This window comes from Pseudomonas sp. NPDC089752, assembly GCF_044748725.1.
GTDB lineage: Bacteria > Pseudomonadota > Gammaproteobacteria > Pseudomonadales > Pseudomonadaceae > Aquipseudomonas.
Genome location: NZ_JBIVGP010000018.1, coordinates 1 through 21,565 on the forward strand (window position 1 = coordinate 1; position 21,565 = coordinate 21,565).

At 64.7% G+C, this 21,565-nt stretch carries 16 protein-coding genes and 1 pseudogene; 12 read left to right on the plus strand and 5 right to left on the minus strand.

The window, feature by feature from the left end; translation table 11 throughout:
- Positions 1 to 183 precede the first annotated feature (183 nt).
- The gene (locus ACIPZF_RS23185; protein WP_400803689.1) at positions 184 to 1,551 is read right to left on the minus strand and encodes an ATP-binding protein; all 1,368 of its coding nucleotides are present in this window, start codon (positions 1,549 to 1,551) and stop codon (positions 184 to 186) included.
- Position 1,552: 1 nt separating this feature from the next.
- Positions 1,553 to 2,272 carry a response regulator gene (locus tag ACIPZF_RS23190; RefSeq protein WP_400803692.1) on the minus strand — a complete coding sequence of 240 codons (720 nt, stop codon included), beginning with the start codon at positions 2,270 to 2,272 and terminating at the stop codon, positions 1,553 to 1,555.
- 139 nt (positions 2,273 to 2,411) lie between these two features.
- Between ACIPZF_RS23190 and ACIPZF_RS23195 the strand changes: the two genes are divergently transcribed.
- Positions 2,412 to 4,673 (plus strand): TonB-dependent siderophore receptor, encoded by a 2,262-nt coding sequence (locus ACIPZF_RS23195; protein ID WP_400803695.1) that lies wholly within the window; start codon positions 2,412 to 2,414, stop codon positions 4,671 to 4,673.
- A gap of 138 nt (positions 4,674 to 4,811) precedes the next feature.
- Here the strand turns inward: ACIPZF_RS23195 and ACIPZF_RS23200 are convergent.
- A pseudogene (locus ACIPZF_RS23200) lies at positions 4,812 to 4,955 on the minus strand (DUF3079 domain-containing protein); the annotation flags it as partial.
- A 171-nt stretch (positions 4,956 to 5,126) separates the two neighbouring features.
- Between ACIPZF_RS23200 and moaB the strand changes: the two are divergent.
- From moaB to ACIPZF_RS23225, 5 genes are read left to right on the plus strand one after another with little or no spacing between them, the layout of a single operon-like run.
- Positions 5,127 to 5,681, plus strand: coding sequence for a molybdenum cofactor biosynthesis protein B (gene moaB / locus ACIPZF_RS23205; protein WP_400803698.1), 555 nt, complete (start codon positions 5,127 to 5,129; stop codon positions 5,679 to 5,681).
- Positions 5,678 to 6,910, plus strand: coding sequence for a gephyrin-like molybdotransferase Glp (gene glp, locus ACIPZF_RS23210; protein ID WP_400803701.1), 1,233 nt, complete (start codon positions 5,678 to 5,680; stop codon positions 6,908 to 6,910). Before moaB ends, glp begins: the two co-directional genes overlap by 4 nt.
- A 25-nt stretch (positions 6,911 to 6,935) precedes the next feature.
- Entirely contained in the window at positions 6,936 to 7,931 is a 996-nt protein-coding gene (locus tag ACIPZF_RS23215; RefSeq protein ID WP_400803702.1) for a peptidase U32 family protein, read from the plus strand.
- Between the two features lie 7 nt (positions 7,932 to 7,938).
- The gene (locus ACIPZF_RS23220; protein WP_400803704.1) at positions 7,939 to 8,826 is read left to right on the plus strand and encodes a U32 family peptidase; all 888 of its coding nucleotides are present in this window, start codon (positions 7,939 to 7,941) and stop codon (positions 8,824 to 8,826) included.
- Positions 8,823 to 9,278, plus strand: a complete 456-nt coding sequence (locus tag ACIPZF_RS23225; RefSeq protein ID WP_400803707.1) for an SCP2 domain-containing protein — start codon at positions 8,823 to 8,825, stop codon at positions 9,276 to 9,278. The genes ACIPZF_RS23220 and ACIPZF_RS23225 overlap by 4 nt, the downstream gene beginning before the upstream one ends.
- 132 nt (positions 9,279 to 9,410) lie before the next feature.
- On the opposite strand, the gene narL is transcribed toward ACIPZF_RS23225, so the two are convergent.
- Together narL and ACIPZF_RS23235 are read right to left on the minus strand one after the other, a co-directional pair.
- On the minus strand, positions 9,411 to 10,049 hold the full coding sequence (gene narL / locus ACIPZF_RS23230) for a two-component system response regulator NarL (protein WP_400803710.1): 639 nt from the start codon (positions 10,047 to 10,049) through the stop codon (positions 9,411 to 9,413).
- Complete coding sequence (locus tag ACIPZF_RS23235) at positions 10,046 to 11,851, minus strand: HAMP domain-containing protein (RefSeq protein WP_400803712.1); 1,806 nt, start codon at positions 11,849 to 11,851, stop codon at positions 10,046 to 10,048. The genes narL and ACIPZF_RS23235 overlap by 4 nt, the downstream gene beginning before the upstream one ends.
- Positions 11,852 to 12,085: 234 nt before the next feature.
- Between ACIPZF_RS23235 and ACIPZF_RS23240 the strand changes: the two genes are divergently transcribed.
- The 6 genes from ACIPZF_RS23240 (at position 12,086) to narI (ending at position 21,562) form a co-directional block, all read left to right on the plus strand.
- Complete coding sequence (locus ACIPZF_RS23240; protein ID WP_400803715.1) at positions 12,086 to 13,339, plus strand: nitrate/nitrite transporter; 1,254 nt, start codon at positions 12,086 to 12,088, stop codon at positions 13,337 to 13,339.
- A 19-nt stretch (positions 13,340 to 13,358) separates the two neighbouring features.
- Complete coding sequence (locus tag ACIPZF_RS23245) at positions 13,359 to 14,738, plus strand: NarK family nitrate/nitrite MFS transporter (RefSeq protein WP_400803718.1); 1,380 nt, start codon at positions 13,359 to 13,361, stop codon at positions 14,736 to 14,738.
- A gap of 61 nt (positions 14,739 to 14,799) precedes the next feature.
- Positions 14,800 to 18,570 (plus strand): nitrate reductase subunit alpha, encoded by a 3,771-nt coding sequence (locus tag ACIPZF_RS23250; RefSeq protein ID WP_400803721.1) that lies wholly within the window; start codon positions 14,800 to 14,802, stop codon positions 18,568 to 18,570.
- A 10-nt stretch (positions 18,571 to 18,580) separates the two neighbouring features.
- On the plus strand, positions 18,581 to 20,119 hold the full coding sequence (narH, locus tag ACIPZF_RS23255; RefSeq protein WP_400803724.1) for a nitrate reductase subunit beta: 1,539 nt from the start codon (positions 18,581 to 18,583) through the stop codon (positions 20,117 to 20,119).
- A gap of 2 nt (positions 20,120 to 20,121) precedes the next feature.
- On the plus strand, positions 20,122 to 20,874 hold the full coding sequence (gene narJ / locus ACIPZF_RS23260) for a nitrate reductase molybdenum cofactor assembly chaperone (RefSeq protein WP_400803726.1): 753 nt from the start codon (positions 20,122 to 20,124) through the stop codon (positions 20,872 to 20,874).
- Positions 20,867 to 21,562, plus strand: coding sequence for a respiratory nitrate reductase subunit gamma (gene narI / locus ACIPZF_RS23265; RefSeq protein ID WP_400803729.1), 696 nt, complete (start codon positions 20,867 to 20,869; stop codon positions 21,560 to 21,562). The genes narJ and narI overlap by 8 nt, the downstream gene beginning before the upstream one ends.
- The last annotated feature ends 3 nt before the right edge of the window (positions 21,563 to 21,565 follow it).

Here is a 21,565-nt window from a genome sequence, read left to right on the forward strand (position 1 = left end):
GCTCGTGGCACCTGCGGCACTCAGCTTGTCATTCACCGCTCTCACTCCAGATTCTAATCCCCCTTCAAGACACAAGCGGCTTTAGCCGCGAAGCAAGCGACGCGGTGGATGGCACCGGCTTCGCCGGTGTTCGCGGCTGAAGCCGCTCCCACGGGGTTCTCCCTAAGCATTGGAACTACTGAGTCAGCCGATCAGCAATACGCTGACGCGTAACCCGCCACCGTCGCGGTTCACGAGCATCAATTCGCCGCCGTGGCTGGCGGCAATCCGTTGGGCAATGCTCAACCCCAATCCATACCCCCCAGACGCCTGGTTGCGCGACCCTTCACCGCGCACGAACGGATCGGTAATGGTCGCCAGCAGCCCTGGAGCGATGCCTGGCCCGTGGTCGTCGATATGGATGAACACGCCCGTAGTGATGCGCTCCAGGGTGACGGAAACATCCTTGGCATAACGCAGGGCATTGACCAGCAGGTTTTGCAGGCAACGCTGCAGCAGCAAGGCATCGACTTGCAGGCTGCCAGCCTTGCCCTGCACCGGCAGTGGCTCGTCGGCGCTGGCAAGGTCCGCGCACAAGCGTGCCACCAGCCGGTCGACATCGACCTGCTGCAGATTCTGTTGCTCCCCCGCACGCAGGTAATCCAACACCTGGCCAATCATGTCGTCCATCTGCGTGATGTTCTGTCGCAAGCGTTCGCGGTGATCGTCCTCGGGCAGCCGTTCCAGAAGCAGGCGCATGCGCGTCAGCGGGGTGCGCAGGTCGTGGGACACGGCGGCCAGGAAATAAGCCTTGTCGTTGACCATGGCGATCAGCCGTTGCTGCATGGCGTTGAAAGCCTGGGCGGCCTGGCGCACTTCTTCCGGGCCATCCAGGGCCAGCGGTGGCTGGTCCAGATTGGCGCCCAGGCCGCGCGCGGCATCGGCCAGGCGCCGCAGCGGGCGCAGGCACAGGCGTACCGCGACCAGGCAGACCACCAGCACGGCGACGATGCGCAGGGCATACACCCGCAGCAGGTAATCGCTGATCAACACCCAGGCCGACTCGCCGCTCCAGCCCTGTAGCTCCTGGCCTTCGATGCTCAGCCAATGGCCGTCAGCCAAGGGCACGGCGAACTGGATATGCGCCTGGGCGGTGCGCAGGCCGAACAGGCTGCGCCAGACGATCGGCTGGCCGAGCTCGTCAGTCAGCTGCACCTTGAGCAGCCGGACTTCCTGGGCATGGCCAAGTTCGTACTTGAGCGCCTGCTGCAGCAACAACTCAACGCGATGTCGCCCACGGCGCTGGTCTTCCTCCACGGCGGGCACGTCGTCGGTACAGCGCACTTGATAGTGCGCCGGTATTGGCAGCGATCCAGCATGGCAATCGGCGTGGGCAATCAGCGGCGCGCTACGTGCAGCCATCAACCTGACGGGCGCCTCCAGCACCTGGGCAAAGCGCACATCGAACCAGATGCTGCTGGACATCAGCTGGATCACCAGCGTACCGCTGACCATGATCAGCAGCAGCTGGCCAAACAGGGTGCGCGGCCACAGCCGCCGGAGCCAGCGCACCTCAGCTGGCCGCTTCGGCGCGAGCCATGCTCAGCAGGTAGCCTTCGTTGCGGATGGTGAGGATCTGCACGGTGCCGCCCGGCGCGCGGCGCAGCTGTTGGCGCAGGCGGCTGATGCACATGTCCACCGAGCGGTCGTCGGGGAGGTGGTCGCGGCCGAAGGCACTGCGCGTCAACTGGTCGCGTGAGACCACCCGGTTGTTGGCTTCGAGCAGTTCACGCAGCACCCGGTAATCGGAGCGTGGCAGGGTCAACGCTTCGCCATCCGGGCGGGTGAGCAGGCGCTTGACGTGGTCGAGGCTGAAACCGGCAAAGCATTGTGCGTCGGTTGCGGGTTCCTCTATTGCAGCATCGAGGCGCTGGGGGCGGCGCAATACCGCCTTGATGCGGGCGACCAGTTCACGCGGCTCGAACGGCTTGGCCAGGTAGTCGTCGGCACCGACTTCCAAGCCGATGATGCGGTCGAGCGTACTGCCCTTGGCCGAGAGCATGATCACCGCCAGGCCTGGGGTGGCCTGAAGCTGCCGACACAGGCTCAAGCCATCCTCGCCCGGGAGCATCAGGTCCAATACCACCAGCTCGACCTTGTGCTGGGCCAGTTGCTCGCGCATGCCTTCGCCATCAGCCGCAGCCAACACCGTGTAGCCGGCATCGCTCAAGTAGTCACAGAGAAGTTCGCGGATCTCGTCGTCATCATCGACGACCAGCAAGGTCGTGCTCATTGCTAGAAACACCTGTTCGGGAGGGCCGGCAGCGCTCATTACGTTCAATTACATGCCCATACAAGCCGGGTATGGAGCCCGGAGGGCGGATGCCTAGAATCGTAACAAAAAATCATCTGCAAATACGAAGCCTTCCCAAATGAAACCTCCAAGTCTCACGATTCACCCGCTTGCCCTACTCGTTGCACTGGCCGTCAGTGGCGGTGCCATGGCCGCCGAGAGCCAGCCGCTGGAGCTGGATGCCACCCAGATCGATGACAGCGCGCTGCTGTCCGCCGACGAAACAGGGCAGCTGGGTTATACAGTGGAAAGCACGCGCAGCTCCACGGGCCTCAAGTTGACGCCGCGCCAGACACCACAGTCGGTAACTACCATTACCCGTCAACAGCTGGATGACCGCGCCATCCACAGCATCGAGCAGGCACTGGACACCACACCGGGCGTGAGCACCACCAAGTCCGAAGTTGGCGGGCGCACCGACTTCCGAGCCCGTGGCTACTCGATCAGCAACTGGAAGGTCGATGGCCTGCAGTTCCAGGGTGGCTCGGACTTCAGTGGCGGCGGCAACGCCTTGAACATGGACCTGTACGAACGCATCGACATCGTCCGAGGCGCCAATGGCCTGCTCGGCGGCACCGGCGACCCGTCGGCCACGGTCAATCTCATCCGCAAGGCCCCGACCAAGACTTTTGGCGGCAGTGCTTATGCCACCTACGGCAGCTGGGACAAGCGCCGCCTGGGCGCCGATCTGAACCTGCCGCTGTCCGAGGACGGCCGCTTGCGCTCGCGTTTCGTGATGACGCAAGGCGATGCCAACTCCTTCCGCGACAATCAGTCCGAGCGCTCACGCGCGGCCCTGGCCAATTTCGAGTTCGACATCGACGACGCGACTACCCTAGGCGCCGGCTATCAGTACGAATACAACAAGGTGGTGGGTGGCGGCTGGGGCGCCAATATTCCGATCTGGTACCGCGACGGCAGCACCACAAACCTGCCGCGCAGCACCAACGTGGTGCCGAGCTGGAGCTTCGGAGAGTACACCACCCGTACCGCCTTCGGCTCCCTGGTGCACCATTTCGACAACGACTGGACCCTCGATCTGAAAGCCGCCCAGAGCACCAGCGAAGCGCTCAACCATCGCGGCCTGGCCAAGGTCAACTCGGCCGGGCGCGGCAGCTATGGCGGCTACTGGGACCAGGATGGCAGCGGCGCGGTACTGAACGGCCTGCACAGCTCCAGCGACACCACCCAGCAGTCGGCGCAAATCGACCTGTCCGGGCCGTTCCAGCTGTTTGGCCGCACCCACCAGGCGATGGTCGGCTACAACGACAGCCGCACCGTGGCCTGGTCGCCGGAGTACAGCTGCACCATGGTCAGCGCCGACCGCGTCAGTGCCCCGTCGGTGGGCTGCCAGTTCCGCGCCAACAACGGCTTCCCGGTGACCGATTGGCACAACGGCGTGGACAGCGACTACGACATGCTCGCCTCGCGCACTGGCCGCCACAGCAAGACCACCACCCGTCTGCAGGGCATGTATGCGGCTACCCGCCTGAGCATTACCGACCCGCTGTCGGTGATCATCGGTATGCGCACCACGGATTATTCGGCCACCACCCGCAATGTCAGCGGCGTGCGCAGCAACCAGCAGAACAGCGGCATCGTCACGCCGTACCTGGGCGCGGTGTACGACCTCAACGACACCTATTCGCTGTACGCCAGCTACACCGACATCTTCAACCCGCAGACGGCCGAGACCGAGAGCGGCACCAAGGTCGAGCCGATCCGTGGGCAAAGCTACGAAACCGGTATCAAGGGTGAATGGCTGGATGGCCGCCTGAATGCCTCGGCGGCGTACTTCCGCACCAAGCAGGAAAACAAGGCGGTGCTCGACGATGGCCTGACCACCCCGACCGGTGGTGATGCCTACAAGGCCGGTACCGGCCAGGAAACCGACGGTATCGACCTGGAAATCGCCGGCGCGCTGACACCGAACTGGAACGTCTATGCGGGATATACGTACCTGCATTTCCGCCGCGTCGACAGCGATGGGCGCAGTGACCCGTCGCACCTGTTCAAGGCCTCCACCACCTATCGCCTGTCTGGCCCGCTCGACCGCCTGACCTTGGGTGCAGGCGTGAAGGCGCAAACCAATATCCGCGCAATCTCGAGCCCGGCGGGGCAACCTGTGAATGGTGTGAGTGGGGGTTCGACCGATGTGAACTGGTCGGGCTATGCGATCTGGAATGCCATGGCCAAGTATCAGGTGACCGACGATACCTCGGTCAGCCTCAATGTCGACAACCTGTTCGACAAGCATTACTACACCCAGTACGGGTTCTATGCAGGGGCGATTTATGGGGATCCGCGGAGCATGTCGCTGACGGTCAGTACGGCGTTCTGATTCCGGACTTCACCCCGATCTCTCTGTGGGAGCGGCTTCAGCCGCGAAGCAAGCGACGCGCTGGATGGCACCGGCTTCGCCGGTGTTCGCGGCTGAAGCCGCTCCCACGGCATCTACCTGCAGCGCATCGAAGCTGTCCCAATCCTCCCCAAACAACTCCACCGGGTGCATGGTCCGGTCCGCGCCATTGCCACACGCCAGCGCCTTGGCCGGGCAGTACAGGTCACACCCCCAACAGATGCGCTCCGGGTGGCTGGGGTTGTGGGGGAATTTCTTGGCCATGGCATGCCTCCAGCAGTCGCCGTTTGCCCCAGACTATGCCCGCCACCCCCGCCAGGCTTGATCGAAATCAAGCTTTGCTGCATCTACCCCCAGGTGTACCTCCTTCGAGGAATGGGCCAGGCAGGCAACCTGGCACAGGCTGCGCGCTGTCATTCAGAGGAGGGTGCCACCATGGCTCACCTTGCACTCAGCGAATTCCAGGCACTGCGCATCGCCGTGCTGACCATCAGCGACACCCGCACCCCGGCCACCGATGGCTCCGGGCAGGCCCTGGTCGACAGCCTGCAGGCAGCCGGGCACATCCTCCACGACCGGGCACTGGTGCCCGACGACATCTGGCAGATCCGTGCGCGGCTGTGCGCCTGGATCGCCGATGCCCAGGCGCAGGTGGTGCTGCTTACCGGGGGCACCGGCTTTACCGCCCGTGACAACACGCCCCAGGCCGTCGAGCCATTGCTGGACAAGCGCGTGGAGGGTTTTGGCGAGCTGTTCCGCCAGGTTTCGCTGGCGCAAATCGGCACCTCGACGATCCAGTCCCGCGCCCTGGCAGGGCTCAGCAACGGCACCCTGGTGTGCTGCTTGCCGGGCTCCCCAGGCGCCTGTCGCACCGGCTGGGACGAGATCCTGCACAAGCAGCTCGACTGCCGCACCACGCCGTGCAACTTCGTGCCCCACCTCAAGCAGCTGCCCGAGCACGCCGTGGCCGCCTGCGGGAGCCGCGCATGAATGGCTGTGGCTGCGGTGTCGACAACCTGCGCCCAGTCGACCAGGCCATCAGCGAATTGCTGGAGCAGGCCCCCCGGCCCCCAGCGGCCGAACGGCTACCACTGGACATGGCCCTAGGCCGTGTCCTCGCCGATGACGTGCTGGCGCCGCGCCCAAGCCCGGCCTGGGACAACAGCGCCATGGACGGCTACGCCCTGCGCGCTGACGACCTGCCCGCAGAGGGCGGCTACCTGCCGCTGGCGGGGCGCATCGCGGCCGGGGACGCGGCGCTCGACGAATTGCCAGAGGGCCATGCGGTGCGCATTTTCACCGGCGCACCTTTGCCCTCCGGCGCCGACAGCGTGGTGCCGCAAGAGCACGCCAAGGCCGGTGCCGGGCGCGTCTGGCTGCCGGCCTGCTGGCCTGGCGACCATGTGCGCCGTTGTGGCGAGGAGTTTCGCCAGGGCGCCCGTTTGCTGGAGGCCGGGCAGCGCCTGCGACCTGCCGAGCTGGGTTTGCTCGCCAGCCAGGGTATCGCCTCGCTGCGGGTGTATCGGCCGCTGCGGGTCGGCCTGCTGAGTACCGGCGACGAGCTCTGTGCGCCGGGGGATGTGCTGCGCCGTGGCCAGATCTACGATGCCAATACCCACAGCCTGGCTGCTGCGCTACGTGGCTGGCAACTGGAAGTCGGGGAATTGGGCCACCTGCCCGACAACCCTCGGGCATGCCGCGAGACATTGACCAAGGCCGCCGCCGACTGGGATGTGATCATCACTTCGGGTGGGGTTTCGGTGGGCGAAGAGGATCATCTCAAGTCCGCCGTCGAAGCGCTGGGCGAGCTGCGCCTGTGGCGCCTGGCGATTCAGCCCGGCAAACCGTTCGCTTACGGCCGTGTGGGGATCACCCCATGGCTTGGCCTGCCGGGCAATCCCGTCGCGGCGCTGCTCTGCCTGCAGGTGGTGGCGCGGCCCTTCCTGCTGCGTGCCCAGGGCCGTCGCGACGTGATGCCACGGGCCATGCCGGTGGTCGCCAACTTCGACTGGCCACGGGCCAACCTGCGCCGCCAGTATCTGCGCGCCTGGCTCACCTCGACACCAGCAGGCCTGCGCGTGATCCCCAACGCCTGGCAAGGCTCGGCGATGCTCAGCGGCATGTGCAGCGCCGAAGGCCTGGCCGTGATCGAGGCGCATCGCACCTTGCGTGCCGGCGAGACGGTCGACTTCATCAGCTTCGACACCCTGGCGGCCTGAGCTGCTTTGCACAGGAGACGACACCATGCACCTGGTTTGCCCGGCAGGTAGCCTGCCCGCGCTGAAGGCCGCGTTGCAGCAAGGCGCGGACGCCATCTACGTAGGCTTTCGCGATGACACCAATGCCCGCCATTTCACCGGGCTCAACCTCGATGAACGGCAGCTGGAAATCGGCCTGGCACTGATCCATGAACAGCGCCGGCAGTTGTACGTTGCCGTCAACACCTACGGCCAGGCACAGGGCTGGTCGCGCTGGCAGCGCGCGGTCGACCAGGCTGCAGACCTCGGCGTAGACGCGCTTATTGCCGCAGACCCCGGCGTGCTGGCCTACGCCAGCCGGCGCCATCCCAACTTGAACCTGCACCTGTCCGTTCAAGGCTCGGCCACCAATCCTGCGGCGTTGTCGTTTTACCACCAGCGCTACGGCATTCGTCGCGCCGTTTTACCGCGGGTGCTGTCACTGGCCCAGGTGCGCCAGGTGGCCGAACGCAGCGAGGTGCCGTTGGAAGTGTTCGCTTTCGGCAGCCTGTGCATCATGGCCGAAGGCCGCTGCCATTTGTCGTCCTATGTGACCGGCGAGTCCCCCAACCTCTGCGGCGTGTGCTCGCCAGCCAAGGCAGTGCGTTGGAGCGAAGATGCCGACGGCCTCAGCGCACGCCTTGGCGGTGTGCTGATCGACCGCTACGCGCCTGAAGAGCCTGCCGGTTACCCCACTTTGTGCAAGGGCCGCTTCGTGGTCGAGGGTCAGAAGTTTCACGCGCTGGAAGAACCCACCAGCCTCAACACCCTCGATCTGATTCCGCAACTGGCGCAGCTGGGGATTGCCGCCGTGAAGATCGAAGGCCGCCAACGCAGCCCGGCCTATGTCGAGCAGGTGACGCGCGTGTGGCGCCAGGCACTGGACGCGCATGCCCGAGAGGGCAGCGGGTTCGCTGTGCAAGCGCAGTGGCGCAAGGTGCTCTCGCAATTGTCCGAAGGTAGCCAGACGACCCTGGGTGCCTACCATCGAGCCTGGCAGTGAGGTGCCTATGAGACTGAGCCTGGGACCTGTGCTGTTCTACTGGAGCCGGGAGAAGCTGCTGGCGTTCTATGAAGCGATGGCGGGCCAGCCACTGGACATCATCTACCTCGGTGAAACCGTCTGTTCCAAGCGCCGCGCGCTGTCGCTGGACGACTGGTTGGCCCTGGCCCGCGAGTTGCGCTCGGGCAGCAGCGTTGAGGTGGTTTTATCCGGGTTGGCGCTGGTGGAGGCGGCGTCGGAGCTGTCGAGCCTCAAGCGCCTGTGTGAAAACGGCGAATTGCGGGTCGAAGCCAATGACATGGGCGCGGTGCAGCTGCTCGCCGAGCGGCGTCTGCCCTTCGTCGCCGGCCCGGCGCTGAACCTGTACAACCCCTATGCGTTGCAGGAACTGATCGACTGCGGCCTGCAGCGCTGGGTGCCGCCCGTCGAATGCTCGGGGCAGCTGGTGCGCGACTGCCTGCTGCAGCTCGACGCATTGGGCATTGCCCGACCGGAGGTCGAGCTGTTCGCCTACGGCCATCTCCCGCTGGCCTACTCGGCCCGCTGCTTTACGGCCCGCGCTGAAAACCGGCCCAAGGACGACTGCCAGTTATGCTGCCAGAAACACGTCGAAGGACTGCCGATGCTGAGCCAGGAGGGCGAGCGGCTGTTCGTGCTCAATGGTATCCAGACGATGTCGGGCGAAGCCAGCAACCTGCTGGGTGATTACCCAGGGCTCGTCGATTGCGGCGTGGATATCCTGCGCCTCAGCCCGCGCGGCGAAGGCATGCAGCAGGTGATCGCGGCCTTCGACGCGGTGCGCGAAGGGGCTTCACCGCCTATCGCAACAAGCGGCTGCAATGGCTACTGGCATGGCCAGCCGGGCATGCTGCGGGTTGGCGAGGTGCTGTCATGAAGCGCTTGCTCAAGTATGGCGAGCCGTTGCTCAAGGCGGGCAGGCATGTGCCGTTCGCCTGCCAGAAGCTGGCGATCGAGCAACTGGCGCAGCGGCTGTTTGCCGAGCCGTTGGCCGAGGGCGCGTTCGAACTGCTGCGTGGGCACTGGTTGCGGCTACAGGTGACCGACCTGGGGCTGGCTTGGTGCGTGACCTGCGAAGGCCGGCGCTTGAAGGTGGCGGCACGGGGCAGGGCGGATGTGACCATCCGTGGCAACTGGCGGGAGTTCCTGCTGCTGGCCAGCCGACAGGAGGATCCCGATACCCTGTTCTTCCGGCGGCGGCTGGTGATCGAGGGCGATACTGATCTGGGGCTGGGGGTGAAGAACCTGCTCGATGCGCTGGACCCGGAGCACCTGCCGCCGATGCTATGGCGGATGATCCGAAGTATGGGCCAGGCAGTCAGGGTCTAGCTGGCGCGATGCCTGTACCTGTGGGAGCGGGCTTGCCCCGCGAACACCGGCGAAGCCGGTGCCATCCACCGCGGGGGCCTCTTCGCGGGGCAAGCCCGCTCCCACAGGAGGTCCTGCAAGCCCGTCAAAAGGCTAACGCAGATTCTCCAACGCCCACACCGCCGCCTCCACCCGCGAGCGCAACCCCAGCTTGTGCAGCAGGTTCTTCACGTGCACCTTCACCGTCCCTTCGGTGATGCCCAGCTTGTTGCCGATCATCTTGTTGCTCAACCCCCCGGCGATCATCTTCAGCACTTGCCGCTCGCGGTCGGTGAGGTCCAGCGAGCTGGCGCCATGTGACGAACGCAGCGCCTGGGCCAGCACCGTGGTCAGGGACGGGCTGATCACCAGGCTGCCCGCCAGCACCTCACGCAAGCGGTCGATCAGCAACTCAGGCTCCATGTCCTTGAGCAGGTAGCCATTGGCACCGAAGCGCATGGCATCGCGTACGTCCTGTTCGGCATCGGACACCGTGAACAGCAGGATCTGGCCGGTATAACCCTGCTCGCGCAAACGCTTGAGCGCCTCGATGCCATTGAGTTCGGGCATGTTGTTATCGAGCACCACCAGGTCAGGCTGCAGGCGGGTAACCAGCTCGCAGGCCTCGAGGCCATTGTTGGCTTCACCGACCACCACCAGGTCGTTTTCCAGCTCGATCAATTGGCGCAAAGCACGGCGCATCATCGGGTGGTCGTCCGCCAGCAGCAGGGTGTAGGGGCTCGCAAGGTTCATGTGTAGCTCTCGCTGTCAGGTTGGCGCAAAAATCCGGGGGCGAAACGCAGCCGCACCTGGGTGCCCTGGGGTTGGCGAGGCTCGAGGCTGAGCTCGCCGCCCAGGCTGCGGGCGCGTTCATGCATGATCGTCAGGCCGTGGTGCAAGCGCGTGTCGTAGCCCGGTTGCAGGCCTATGCCGTCATCTTCGATCAGCAGTTCGATCATTTCCCCCTCCTGGCGCAGGTGCACCCAGGCCTCGCTGGCCTGCGCGTGCCGGGCACAATTGGAAAGGGCTTCGCGGGCAATCTGCAGCACATGGATCTGTTCATTGGCGCCGAGGTTGAAAGCCAGCGGCTGCTGCTGCAGGCGCACGCGCAAGTTGCCGCGTTCGGCAAATTCCAGGGCGGTGTCTGCCAGCGCCTGCTCAAGCCCGCCGTCCTGAATCTGCAGGCGGAAGGTGGTCAGCAGCTCGCGTAGTTGCCGATAGCCATTATTGAGCCCATCGCGCAGTTCGTCGCTGACCGACAGCAGGGTTTCAGGCTTTTCGCCACGGCGAATCAGAGTTTGCAGACGGCTGACCTGCAATTTCATGTAGGACAGCGCCTGGGCCAGGGAATCATGCAGCTCGCGGGCGATGGTGGTGCGCTCATCGAGCAGCAGCAGGCGGTTGTCCTTTTCGCGCTGGCGCTCCAGCGACAGGCTGGTGCCGATCAGGTCGGCCAGCGCCTGGATCAGCTCGCGCTCCCAAGGGTGCGCTGCATGGCCGTCGAGAAAGTGTGCGCGCAGGTCGCCGAGGACAGTGCCCTGCGAGCTCACCGCCAGGCTGAAGCGGTTGGCCAGGTGCTGGCGCTGGCAGCCGGCGCAATCATCGGGGGCGCACAATTCGCGGCTGTTGTCGTCGCCATGCAGGGCGATCAATTGCGCCTCACCGGCCGGGGTTTCGCGGCGCAGGCACAGGGACAGGCGCAAGCCGGGCAAACGCTGCTGGAAGCTGGAGATCAGTTCGTCCAGTTGCTCGGCGCTGGTGGGCTGGGTGGCGATGCTGCGGCTGGCGCGGCACAGCAGGTCGAGGGCGGCGTTGCTCTGTTTCAGCTCCTGGGTTTTCTCCGCCACCCGCGCGGCCAGGGTGTGGTGCGATTGTTCGATGGCATCGGCCATGGCATTGAAGCTGTCGGCCATCTGCCCCAGCTCGTCGCTGGAGCGATAGCGGATGCGTGCATCGAGCTTGCCGGCGCGAAAGCGTTCAGTGGTGCGCACCAGTTCCTGCAGCGGCGCGAGCACGCTGCTGTTGAGCTCGAACAGGCCAATCAGCAACACCACCACGCTGATCAACAGTGCCGCCCCCTGAATGTTCTGCTGCCAACCCTGGCGACGCTCGCTCTGCTTCTGCAGTTGCAGAACGAAGTTTTCCAGATGGTCGACGAACACCTCGGCTTCGCGTTGGAACAACGCCTTGTCATTGGCCTGCAAGGCCGGCAGCAGCTGGCTTTGCCACTGCCCGAGGACCAGCGCGAAGGCCTTGCCCACCGGGCTCTGTTCGCCGTCGTCGAGCATGTGCGCGAGCGCCGGGTTGTGCAGGCGCTGCTGCATGTCCTGGCTCAGCTGCTCGAGGGTTTGTGGCGAAGCGTTGGCCTCCAGCTGCCAGTCAAGGCGGTAGGTGGCCATGCGCAGCGAACCTGCGGTGTTCATCGCTGCCGCGTCATTTTCACTGACCCTGGCGATCATCACCGCGCTGAGGGTGCTGGCCAGGCTCAGGGTGGCCAGCACGACCACGGCCAGGCCAGCGCGGGCGGGTAACGAGCTTTTCAGCCAACTCAGCATGGCGCTACCTCCAAAGAGTCCGATGGCGTTTATCGACAGCCAACGGCTTCCTACAAGTTCATATAACTAACTGATTAATAAGGATTAATTCGTGTTTATAAGAACTACCACTTTGGTGGTAGACAGCGTAATGGTAGGCCAGCCCAGGCTTTGCACACCTTGATACAGGTCAACTGTGGCCGGCCGGCATGCTCCTAGCCTGCGCGTGAAATGTCGCCCTGGAGAGCGTTCATCATGCAACGCAACGTACAACAGGGGCTGGTGCTCGGGATGAGCACGACTGCTTTCACCATCTGCTTCATGGTCTGGATGATGTTTGCGGTGCTGGGTGTGCCTATCAAGGATCTGCTCGACCTCAACGAAACCCAATTCGGCCTGCTGGCCGCCACCCCGGTGCTCAGCGGTTCGCTGGTGCGCTTGCCGCTGGGCATGCTCGGCGACCGCTTCGGCGGGCGCATCGTGTTCTTCGTGCTGATGCTGGCCTGCGTGTTGCCCATCTATCTGATCAGCGAGGCCACCGCGTACTGGCAGTTCCTGGCCCTGGGCCTGTTCGTCGGCCTGGCTGGCGGCTCGTTCTCGGTGGGCATCGCTTATGTCGCCAAGTGGTTCGACAAGTCCAACCAAGGCTTGGCGATGGGCATCTTCGGCGCCGGCAATGCCGGTTCGGCGCTGACCAAGTTCATCGCCCCGGCGATCATCGCCGCCGCCAGCTGGCAGATGGTGCCCAAGGTGTTCTCGGCGATCCTGTTCGTCACGGCGGTGATGTTCTGGTTCTTCACCTATGACGACAAGTCGCACCGGGTGTCCTCCACTGTCTCCCTGGGTGAACAACTCGCAACCCTGAAAGACCCGCGCGTCTGGCGCTACTGCCAGTACTACTCGATCGTCTTCGGTGGCTACGTCGCGCTGGCCCTGTGGATGACCCAGTACTACGTCGGCGAATACGGCTTCAGCCTGCAGAGCGCCGCCTTGCTGGCCGCCTGCTTCTCATTGCCCGGCGGCGTGCTGCGTGCCCTGGGCGGCTGGATGTCGGACCGCTGGGGCGCGCACAGCGTGACCTGGTGGGTGATGTGGGTGAGCTGGGTGTGCCTGTTTCTGCTCTCGTACCCGCAGACCGACATCACCCTGTACACCCTGGAAGGGCCGCGCACTTTCCACCTCGGCCTCAACGTCTGGGTGTTCACCGCGCTGATGTTCGTCGTCGGCGTGGCCTGGGCATTCGGCAAGGCCTCGGTGTTCAAGTACATCGCCGACGAGTTCCCCGACCGCATGGGCGCGGTGTCCGGGGTCGTCGGCCTGGCTGGCGGCCTGGGCGGATTCATCCTGCCGATCGTGTTCGGCGCCCTGGTCGACCTGACCGGCGTGCGCAGCTCCAGCTTCATGTTCCTGTACGGCGTGGTCTGGGTCTCGCTGATCTGGATGTACCGCAGCGAGGTGCGCAAGGCACCGGTGCTGGACGCCCGCGCACACCCGAATTCCGATTCCTGAAACTTCAAGGAGACTGACCATGTCGTCATCCAACAACCCCGCTCTCGGCCGCCAGGCCAAGCCTGGGCCGGTGATCGAAGACTGGCGCCCGGAAGACCCGCAGTTCTGGAGTGCGACCGGCAAGGCCATCGCCAACCGCAACCTGTGGATCTCCATCGCCGCGCTGTTCCTGGCCTTCGCCATGTGGATGATCTGGAGCACGGTGATCGTGCGCATGAGCGCCGCCGGCTTCGCCTTCAGCACCGACCAGCTGTTCTGGCTGGCCGCATTGCCGGGCCTGTCTGGGGCGACCCTGCGGGTGTTCTACTCGTTCATCGTGCCGGTGTTCGGCGGCCGTCGCTGGACGGCGCTGAGCACCGCATCGCTGCTGATCCCGGCGCTGTGGATGGGCGTGGCGCTGCAGGACACTGCCACGCCTTACAGCGTGTTCGTGATCATCGCCCTGTTGTGCGGCTTCGGCGGCGGCAACTTCGCCTCGTCGATGTCCAACATCAGCTTCTTCTTCCCCAAGGCGCAGCAGGGCACGGCCCTTGGCCTGAATGCCGGCCTCGGCAACCTGGGTGTTTCCGGCATGCAGTTCCTGGTGCCGATGGTGATTGGCGTGGGCCTGTTCGGCGCCGCCGGTGGCAACCCCGCGGATCTTGCCGACGGCAGCGCACTGTGGCTGCAGAACGCAGGCCTGGTGTGGGTGCCGCTGATTGCCGTGGTCACCCTGGCCGCCTGGTTCGGCATGAACGACCTGAAGTCGGCCAGCGCGTCATTTTCCGAGCAAGCGGTGATCTTCAAGCGCAAGCACAACTGGCTGATGTGCTGGTTGTACCTGGCCACCTTCGGCTCGTTCATCGGCTTCGCCGCCGCCTTCCCACTGTTGATCAAAACCTCGTTCCCGGACGTGAATGCCCTCAAGTTCGCCTTCCTCGGCCCATTGGTCGGCGCCCTGGCGCGCCCCCTCGGCGGCTGGATTTCGGACAAGCTCGGCGGCGCCCGGGTCACCCTGTGGAACTTCGTGCTGATGATCGCCGCCGTGTTCGGGGTCGTCGCCTTCCTGCCGCGCGCGGGTGAGGCCGGGCACTTCTTCGGCTTCCTCAGCATGTTCATGGTGCTGTTCATCACCACCGGCATCGGCAACGGTTCGACCTTCCGCATGATCCCGGTGATCTTCCGCACCCTGCACCGCAACGACGCTGCCCGCGCCGGCAAGGAGGCCGCGGCGGTGCTCGGCTTCACCTCGGCCGTGGGCGCGTTCGGTGGCTTCTTCATCCCCAAGAGTTTCGGCAGTTCCATCGCGCTGACCGGTGGCCCGGAAGCCGCCCTCTACGCGTTCATCGCCTACTACCTCAGCTGCATCCTGGTGACCTGGTGGTGGTACGCCCGCAAGGGCGCGCAGACGCCCTGCTGACCGAACCCGACGACTTGATTACGGGCGCGGGCAGCCGCGCTCAGCCTGAGAGGAATTGAACATGAGCCACATACTCGACCAGATGCGCTTCTTCAAGCGCAAGCAAGGTGAGTTTGCCAACGGCCACGGCGAAACCCGCAAGGAATCCCGCGACTGGGAAAACGTCTACCGCTCACGCTGGCAGTACGACAAGATCGTGCGCTCCACCCATGGGGTGAACTGCACCGGGTCGTGCTCCTGGAAGATCTACGTGAAGAACGGCCTGATCACCTGGGAAACCCAGCAGACCGACTATCCGCGCACGCGCAACGACCTGCCCAACCACGAACCCCGTGGCTGCCCGCGCGGCGCCAGCTACAGCTGGTACATCTACAGCGCCAACCGGCTGAAGTACCCGAAAGTGCGCAAGCCGTTGCTGAAATTGTGGCGCGAAGCGCGTCAGACCCTGGCGCCAGTGGACGCCTGGGCCAGTATCGTCAGCGACCCGGTCAAGGCCGAGTCGTACAAGAGCCAGCGCGGCATGGGCGGCTTCGTGCGCTCGAGCTGGGAAGAGGTCAACGAGATCATCGCCGCGGCCAACGTGCACACCGTCAAAGAGCACGGCCCGGACCGCGTGGTGGGTTTCTCGCCGATCCCGGCCATGTCGATGGTCAGCTACGCCGCGGGCGCCCGTTACCTGTCGCTGATCGGCGGCGTGTGCCTGTCGTTCTATGACTGGTACTGCGACCTGCCGCCTGCTTCGCCGCAAGTGTGGGGCGAGCAGACCGACGTGCCGGAGTCGGCCGACTGGTACAACTCCAACTACATCATCGCCTGGGGTTCCAACGTCCCGCAGACCCGCACACCGGATGCGCACTTCTTCACCGAGGTACGCTACAAGGGCACCAAGACCGTGGCCATCACCCCGGACTACGCCGAGGTGGCCAAGCTCACCGACCTCTGGCTCAACCCCAAGCAGGGCACCGATGCCGCGTTGGCTCAGGCCTTCGCCCATGTGATCTTCAAGGAATTCCACCTCGACACCCCGAGCGACTACTTCCGCGACTACGCCAAGCGCTTCACCGACATGCCGATGCTGGTGCTGCTCGAAGAACGCGGCGAAGGCTACAGCGCCGACCGCTTTCTGCGCGCCTCGGACCTCGCCGACAATCTCGGTCAGGAAAACAACCCCGAGTGGAAAACCATCGCCGTCGACGACATCAGCGCCGACCTGGTTTCGCCGCAGGGCTCGATTGGCTACCGCTGGGGCGAGAAGGGCAAGTGGAACATCGAAGCCCGCGAGGGCGGCGAGGGCCGTGACACCGACCTGCGGCTGAGCCTGCTCGCCGATGGCGAAGCGGTCGACGTGGCCTTCCCGTATTTCGGCGGCCAATACCACGAACATTTCGCCGCCGCCCCCGGCGACGATATCCAACTGCGCCGCGTGCCGGTGCGCAGCCTGACCCTGGCGGACGGTCGCCAGATCAAGGTCGCCACGGTGTTCGACCTGATGGCCGCCAACCTCGGCATCGACCGTGGCCTGGGCGGCGCCAATGTCGCCAGCAGCTATGACGACGCCACGGTGCCGGGGACCCCGGCCTGGCAGGAGCTGATCACCGGCGTCAGCCGCGAGAAGGCCATTCAGGTAGCCCGCGAATTCGCCGACAACGCCGACAAGACCCATGGCCGCAGCATGATCATCGTCGGTGCGGCGATGAACCACTGGTACCACATGGACATGAACTACCGCGGGCTGATCAACATGCTCATGCTCTGCGGTTGCGTCGGCCAGACCGGCGGCGGCTGGGCCCACTACGTCGGCCAGGAAAAACTGCGCCCGCAATGCGGCTGGCTGCCACTGGCCTTCGGCCTGGACTGGAGCCGCCCGCCACGGCAGATGAACGGCACCAGCTTCTTCTACAACCACAGCTCGCAATGGCGCCACGAGAAGATGAGCATCCACGAAGTGCTCTCGCCGCTGGCCGACAAGTCGCAGTACCCCGAGCACATGCTCGACTACAACATCCGCGCCGAACGCGCCGGCTGGTTGCCCAGCGCCCCGCAGCTCAACCGCAACCCGCTGCAGATCACCCGTGACGCCGCCGCTGCCGGCATGCCGGCCAAGGACTACGTGCTCAAGTCGTTGCAGGACGGCTCGCTGCGTTTTGCCTGCGAACAACCGGACAACCCGGCCAACTTCCCGCGCAACATGTTCATCTGGCGCTCCAACCTGCTGGGCAGTTCGGGCAAGGGCCACGAGTACATGCTCAAGTACCTGCTCGGCACCCGCAACGGCGTGATGAACGAAGACCTCGGCAAGCGTGGCGGCTTCAAGCCCAACGAAGCCGAGTGGGTGGACGAGGGCGCCATCGGCAAGCTGGACCTGGTCACCACCCTGGACTTCCGCATGTCGTCGACCTGCATGTACTCCGACATCGTCCTGCCGACCGCGACCTGGTACGAAAAAGACGACATGAACACCTCGGACATGCACCCCTTCATCCACCCGCTGTCGGCCGCCATCGACCCGGCCTGGGAAGCGCGTTCGGACTGGGAAATCTACAAGGGCATCGCCAAGGCCTTCTCGGCCATGAGCGAAGGCCAGTTGGGCGTAGAACAGGACCTGGTCACCGTGCCCCTGCTGCACGACAGCCCCGGCGAACTGGCGCAGCCGTTCGGCGGCAGCGACTGGAAGACCGCCGGCGTCGCCCCGGTGCCAGGCCTGAACTGCCCGAACATGACCGTGGTCGAGCGCGATTACCCGGCTACCTACAAGAAGTTCACCTCCCTCGGCCCGCTGCTCGACACGCTCGGCAACGGTGGCAAGGGCATCAACTGGAACACCGAGCATGAAGTGGCGTTCCTTGGCGAACTCAACCACACCGTGCGCGATGAAGGCGTGAGCCAGGGCCGGCCGCAAATCGAATCGGCCATCGACGCCGCCGAGGTGATCCTCAGCCTGGCCCCGGAAACCAACGGCCATGTGGCGGTCAAGGCCTGGGCTGCGCTGTCGGAATTCACCGGCCGCGACCACAGCCACCTGGCGCTGCCCAAAGAGCACGAGGCGATCCGCTTCCGCGACATCCAGGCGCAGCCGCGCAAGATCATCTCCAGCCCCACCTGGTCGGGCCTGGAAGACGAGCACGTGAGCTACAACGCCGGCTACACCAACGTCCACGAGTACATCCCGTGGCGCACCATCACCGGCCGCCAGCAGTTCTATCAGGACCACCCGTGGATGCAGGCCTTCGGTGAGCAGCTGCAAAGCTACCGGCCGCCGATCAACACCCGCACCGTGGACTATGTCAAAGGCAAGAAGCCCAACGGCAACCCGGAAATCGCTCTCAACTGGATCACCCCGCACCAGAAGTGGGGCATTCACAGCACCTACAGCGACAACCTGATCATGCTCACCCTGAGCCGAGGCGGGCCAATCGTGTGGATGTCCGAGATCGACGCGAAGAAGGTCGGCATCGAGGACAACGACTGGATCGAATGCTTCAACGCCAACGGCGCGCTGACGGCCCGCGCGGTGGTCAGTCAGCGGGTCAAGGAAGGCATGGTGATGATGTACCACGCCCAGGAACGCATCGTGAACGTGCCCGGCTCAGAGACCACCAAGACCCGCGGCGGCCACCACAACTCGGTGACCCGCGTGGTGCTCAAGCCCACCCACATGATCGGCGGCTATGCCCAGCAGGCCTACGGTTTCAACTACTACGGCACGGTCGGCTGCAACCGCGACGAATTCGTCGTGGTGCGCAAGATGAGCAAGGTCGACTGGCTCGATGGCCCTGAACACGGTGGCCTGGGCGGCGATGCCCTGCCACAGCCACTGCCGACCAAGATTTGAGGAGATAGCCATGAAGATTCGTTCGCAAGTCGGCATGGTCCTGAATTTGGACAAGTGCATTGGCTGCCACACCTGCTCGATCACCTGCAAGAACGTCTGGACCAGCCGCGAAGGCATGGAGTACGCCTGGTTCAACAACGTCGAGAGCAAGCCGGGCATCGGTTACCCCAAAGAGTGGGAGAACCAGGACAAATGGAAAGGCGGCTGGGTACGCAACAGCGACGGCTCGATCAAACCGCGCATCGGCGGCAAGTTCCGGGTGTTGGCGAACATCTTCGCCAACCCCGACCTGCCGGCCATCGACGACTACTACGAGCCGTTCGATTTCGATTACCAGCACCTGCACACCGCCCCGCAGGCCAAGCACCAACCGGTGGCGCGGCCACGCTCGCTGATCTCCGGGCAGCGCATGGAGAAGATCGAATGGGGCCCGAACTGGGAAGAAATTCTCGGCACCGAATTCGCCAAGCGGCGCAAGGACAAGAACTTCGACCAGGTGCAGGCCGACATCTACGGTGAATACGAAAACACCTTCATGATGTACCTGCCGCGCCTGTGCGAGCACTGCCTGAACCCGGCATGCGCGGCGTCCTGCCCAAGCGGGGCGATCTACAAGCGCGAAGAGGACGGCATCGTCCTCATCGACCAGGAAAAGTGCCGCGGCTGGCGCATGTGCATCAGCGGCTGCCCGTACAAGAAGATCTACTTCAACTGGAAGAGCGGCAAGTCCGAGAAGTGCATCTTCTGCTACCCGCGTATCGAGGCCGGCATGCCGACTGTGTGTTCGGAAACGTGCGTGGGGCGCATTCGCTACCTCGGCGTGCTGCTGTACGACGCCGACCGTATCCATGAGGTGGCCAGCACGGCGGGCGAGCAGGACCTGTACCGCAAGCAGCTGGAAATCTTCCTCGACCCGAACGATCCGAAAGTGATCGAACAGGCGCTGAAAGATGGCGTACCGCGCTCGGTGATCGAAGCCGCGCAGCAGTCGCCGGTGTACAAGATGGCCGTCGACTGGCAGCTGGCGCTACCGCTGCACCCTGAATACCGCACGTTGCCGATGGTCTGGTACGTGCCGCCGCTGTCGCCGATCCAGAACGCCGCCGCCGCTGGCAGCGTGAGCATGGATGGCGTGCTGCCCGACGTCGACAGCCTGCGCATTCCGGTGCGTTACCTGGCCAACATGCTGACCGCAGGCGATGAAGAGCCCGTGCGCCTGGCCCTCAAGCGCCTGCTGGCGATGCGTGCCTACAAGCGCGCCGAGCAGGTCGATGGTGTCATTGACCTCGCGGTGCTGGAGTCGGTCGGCCTGACCCAGGCCCAGTGCGAGGACATGTACCGCTACCTGGCCATCGCCAACTACGAAGACCGCTACGTGGTGCCATCCGCGCACCGCGAAGAGGCCATGAGCGACGCCTTCGCCGAACGCTCGGGCTGTGGCTTCAGCTTCGGCAGCGGTTGCGGCGGCAGCTCCGACACCAACATGTTCGGGGCGAAGAAAGCCAACCGCCGCGATGTGCTCAAAACCGTTCAGCTGTGGGAGAAATGAACATGCGAATTCTCAAAGTGATTTCCCTGTTGCTGGACTACCCCGACGCGCCGTTGTGGCAGGCCCAGGCAGAACTGGCCCAGGCCATCGACGACGCCCGCGAGATCAGCCCGGAGCAGCGCACCGCCCTGCGTGGCCTGCTCGATGAGTTGGCAGGCGGCGACCCCATGGACATTCAGGCCCGCTACGACGGCCTGTTCGAACGTGGAAGGGCGCTCTCGTTGCTGCTGTTCGAGCACGTGCATGGCGAGTCGCGTGATCGTGGCCAGGCCATGGTCGACCTGATGGCTCAGTACGAGGAAGCGGGTTTCGCCATCGGCGTGCGCGAGCTGCCTGACTACATCCCGCTGTACCTCGAATACCTCTCCACCCGCGACGACCTGAGCGCCCGCGAGGGCCTGGCCGACGTGGCCCACCTGCTGGCGCTGCTCGCCGCACGCCTGGAGGAACGCGACAGCCGCTACGCCGCCTGCCTGCGGGCGCTGTTGCAGATCGCCGGGGTGCACCCGCAACAGGTCATGGAAGTCGCCCGCGATCGGGTAGCCGAAGAAGTGCGCGACGACTCGCTCGAAGCGCTGGACAAGGTCTGGGAAGAGGAGGCCGTGGATTTCCTCAAGGCCGAGCAGCAGGAGCGTTGCCCCAGCCAGCCACGGGCGCCGGGCAAGGCGCGTGAAGAGGTGCCGGTGCCGTTGCACTGGGTCGATTTCAACCAGGGCGGGCCGGGTGCGGCGGCTCGGGAGGTGCACAATGTCTAACTTCAACTTGCTGATGTTCGGGGTCTACCCCTACATCGCCCTGGCGGTCTGCCTGATCGGCAGCTGGGCGCGTTTCGACCTGTCGCAGTACAGCTGGAAAGCCGGCTCCAGCCAGCTGTTCAGCCAGACCCCGGCCGACCAGCGCTACATGCGCGTGGCCAGCAACCTGTTCCACGTCGGCGTGCTGTTCATCCTGGCGGGCCACTTCGTTGGCCTGCTGACGCCGGAGGTGGTGTATCACCGCTTCATTGGCACCGCCGACAAGCAACTGCTGGCCATGGTCTCGGGTGGGTTCTTCGGTGTGCTGTGCTTCTTCGGCCTGATCATGCTGCTCTACCGGCGCGTGTTCAATCCGCGGGTGCGGGCGAGTTCGAGCTTCTCCGACATCATGATCCTGGTGGTGCTGCTGGCGCAGCTGTCGCTTGGCCTGATGACCATCGTCGCCTCCACCCAGCACCTGGACGGCTCGGTGATGGTGATGCTGGCCGACTGGGCGCAGTACACCGTCACCCTGCAGCCGCAACTGGCGGCCGAGGCCATCGCTCCGGTCGGTGTGGTGTACAAGCTGCACGTCGCGCTGGGCCTGACCCTGTTCGTGCTTTTCCCGTTCACCCGCCTGGTGCACTTCGTCAGCGCCCCGGTGTGGTACCTGGGCCGGCGCTACCAGATCGTTCGGCAAAAAGGCTGATCA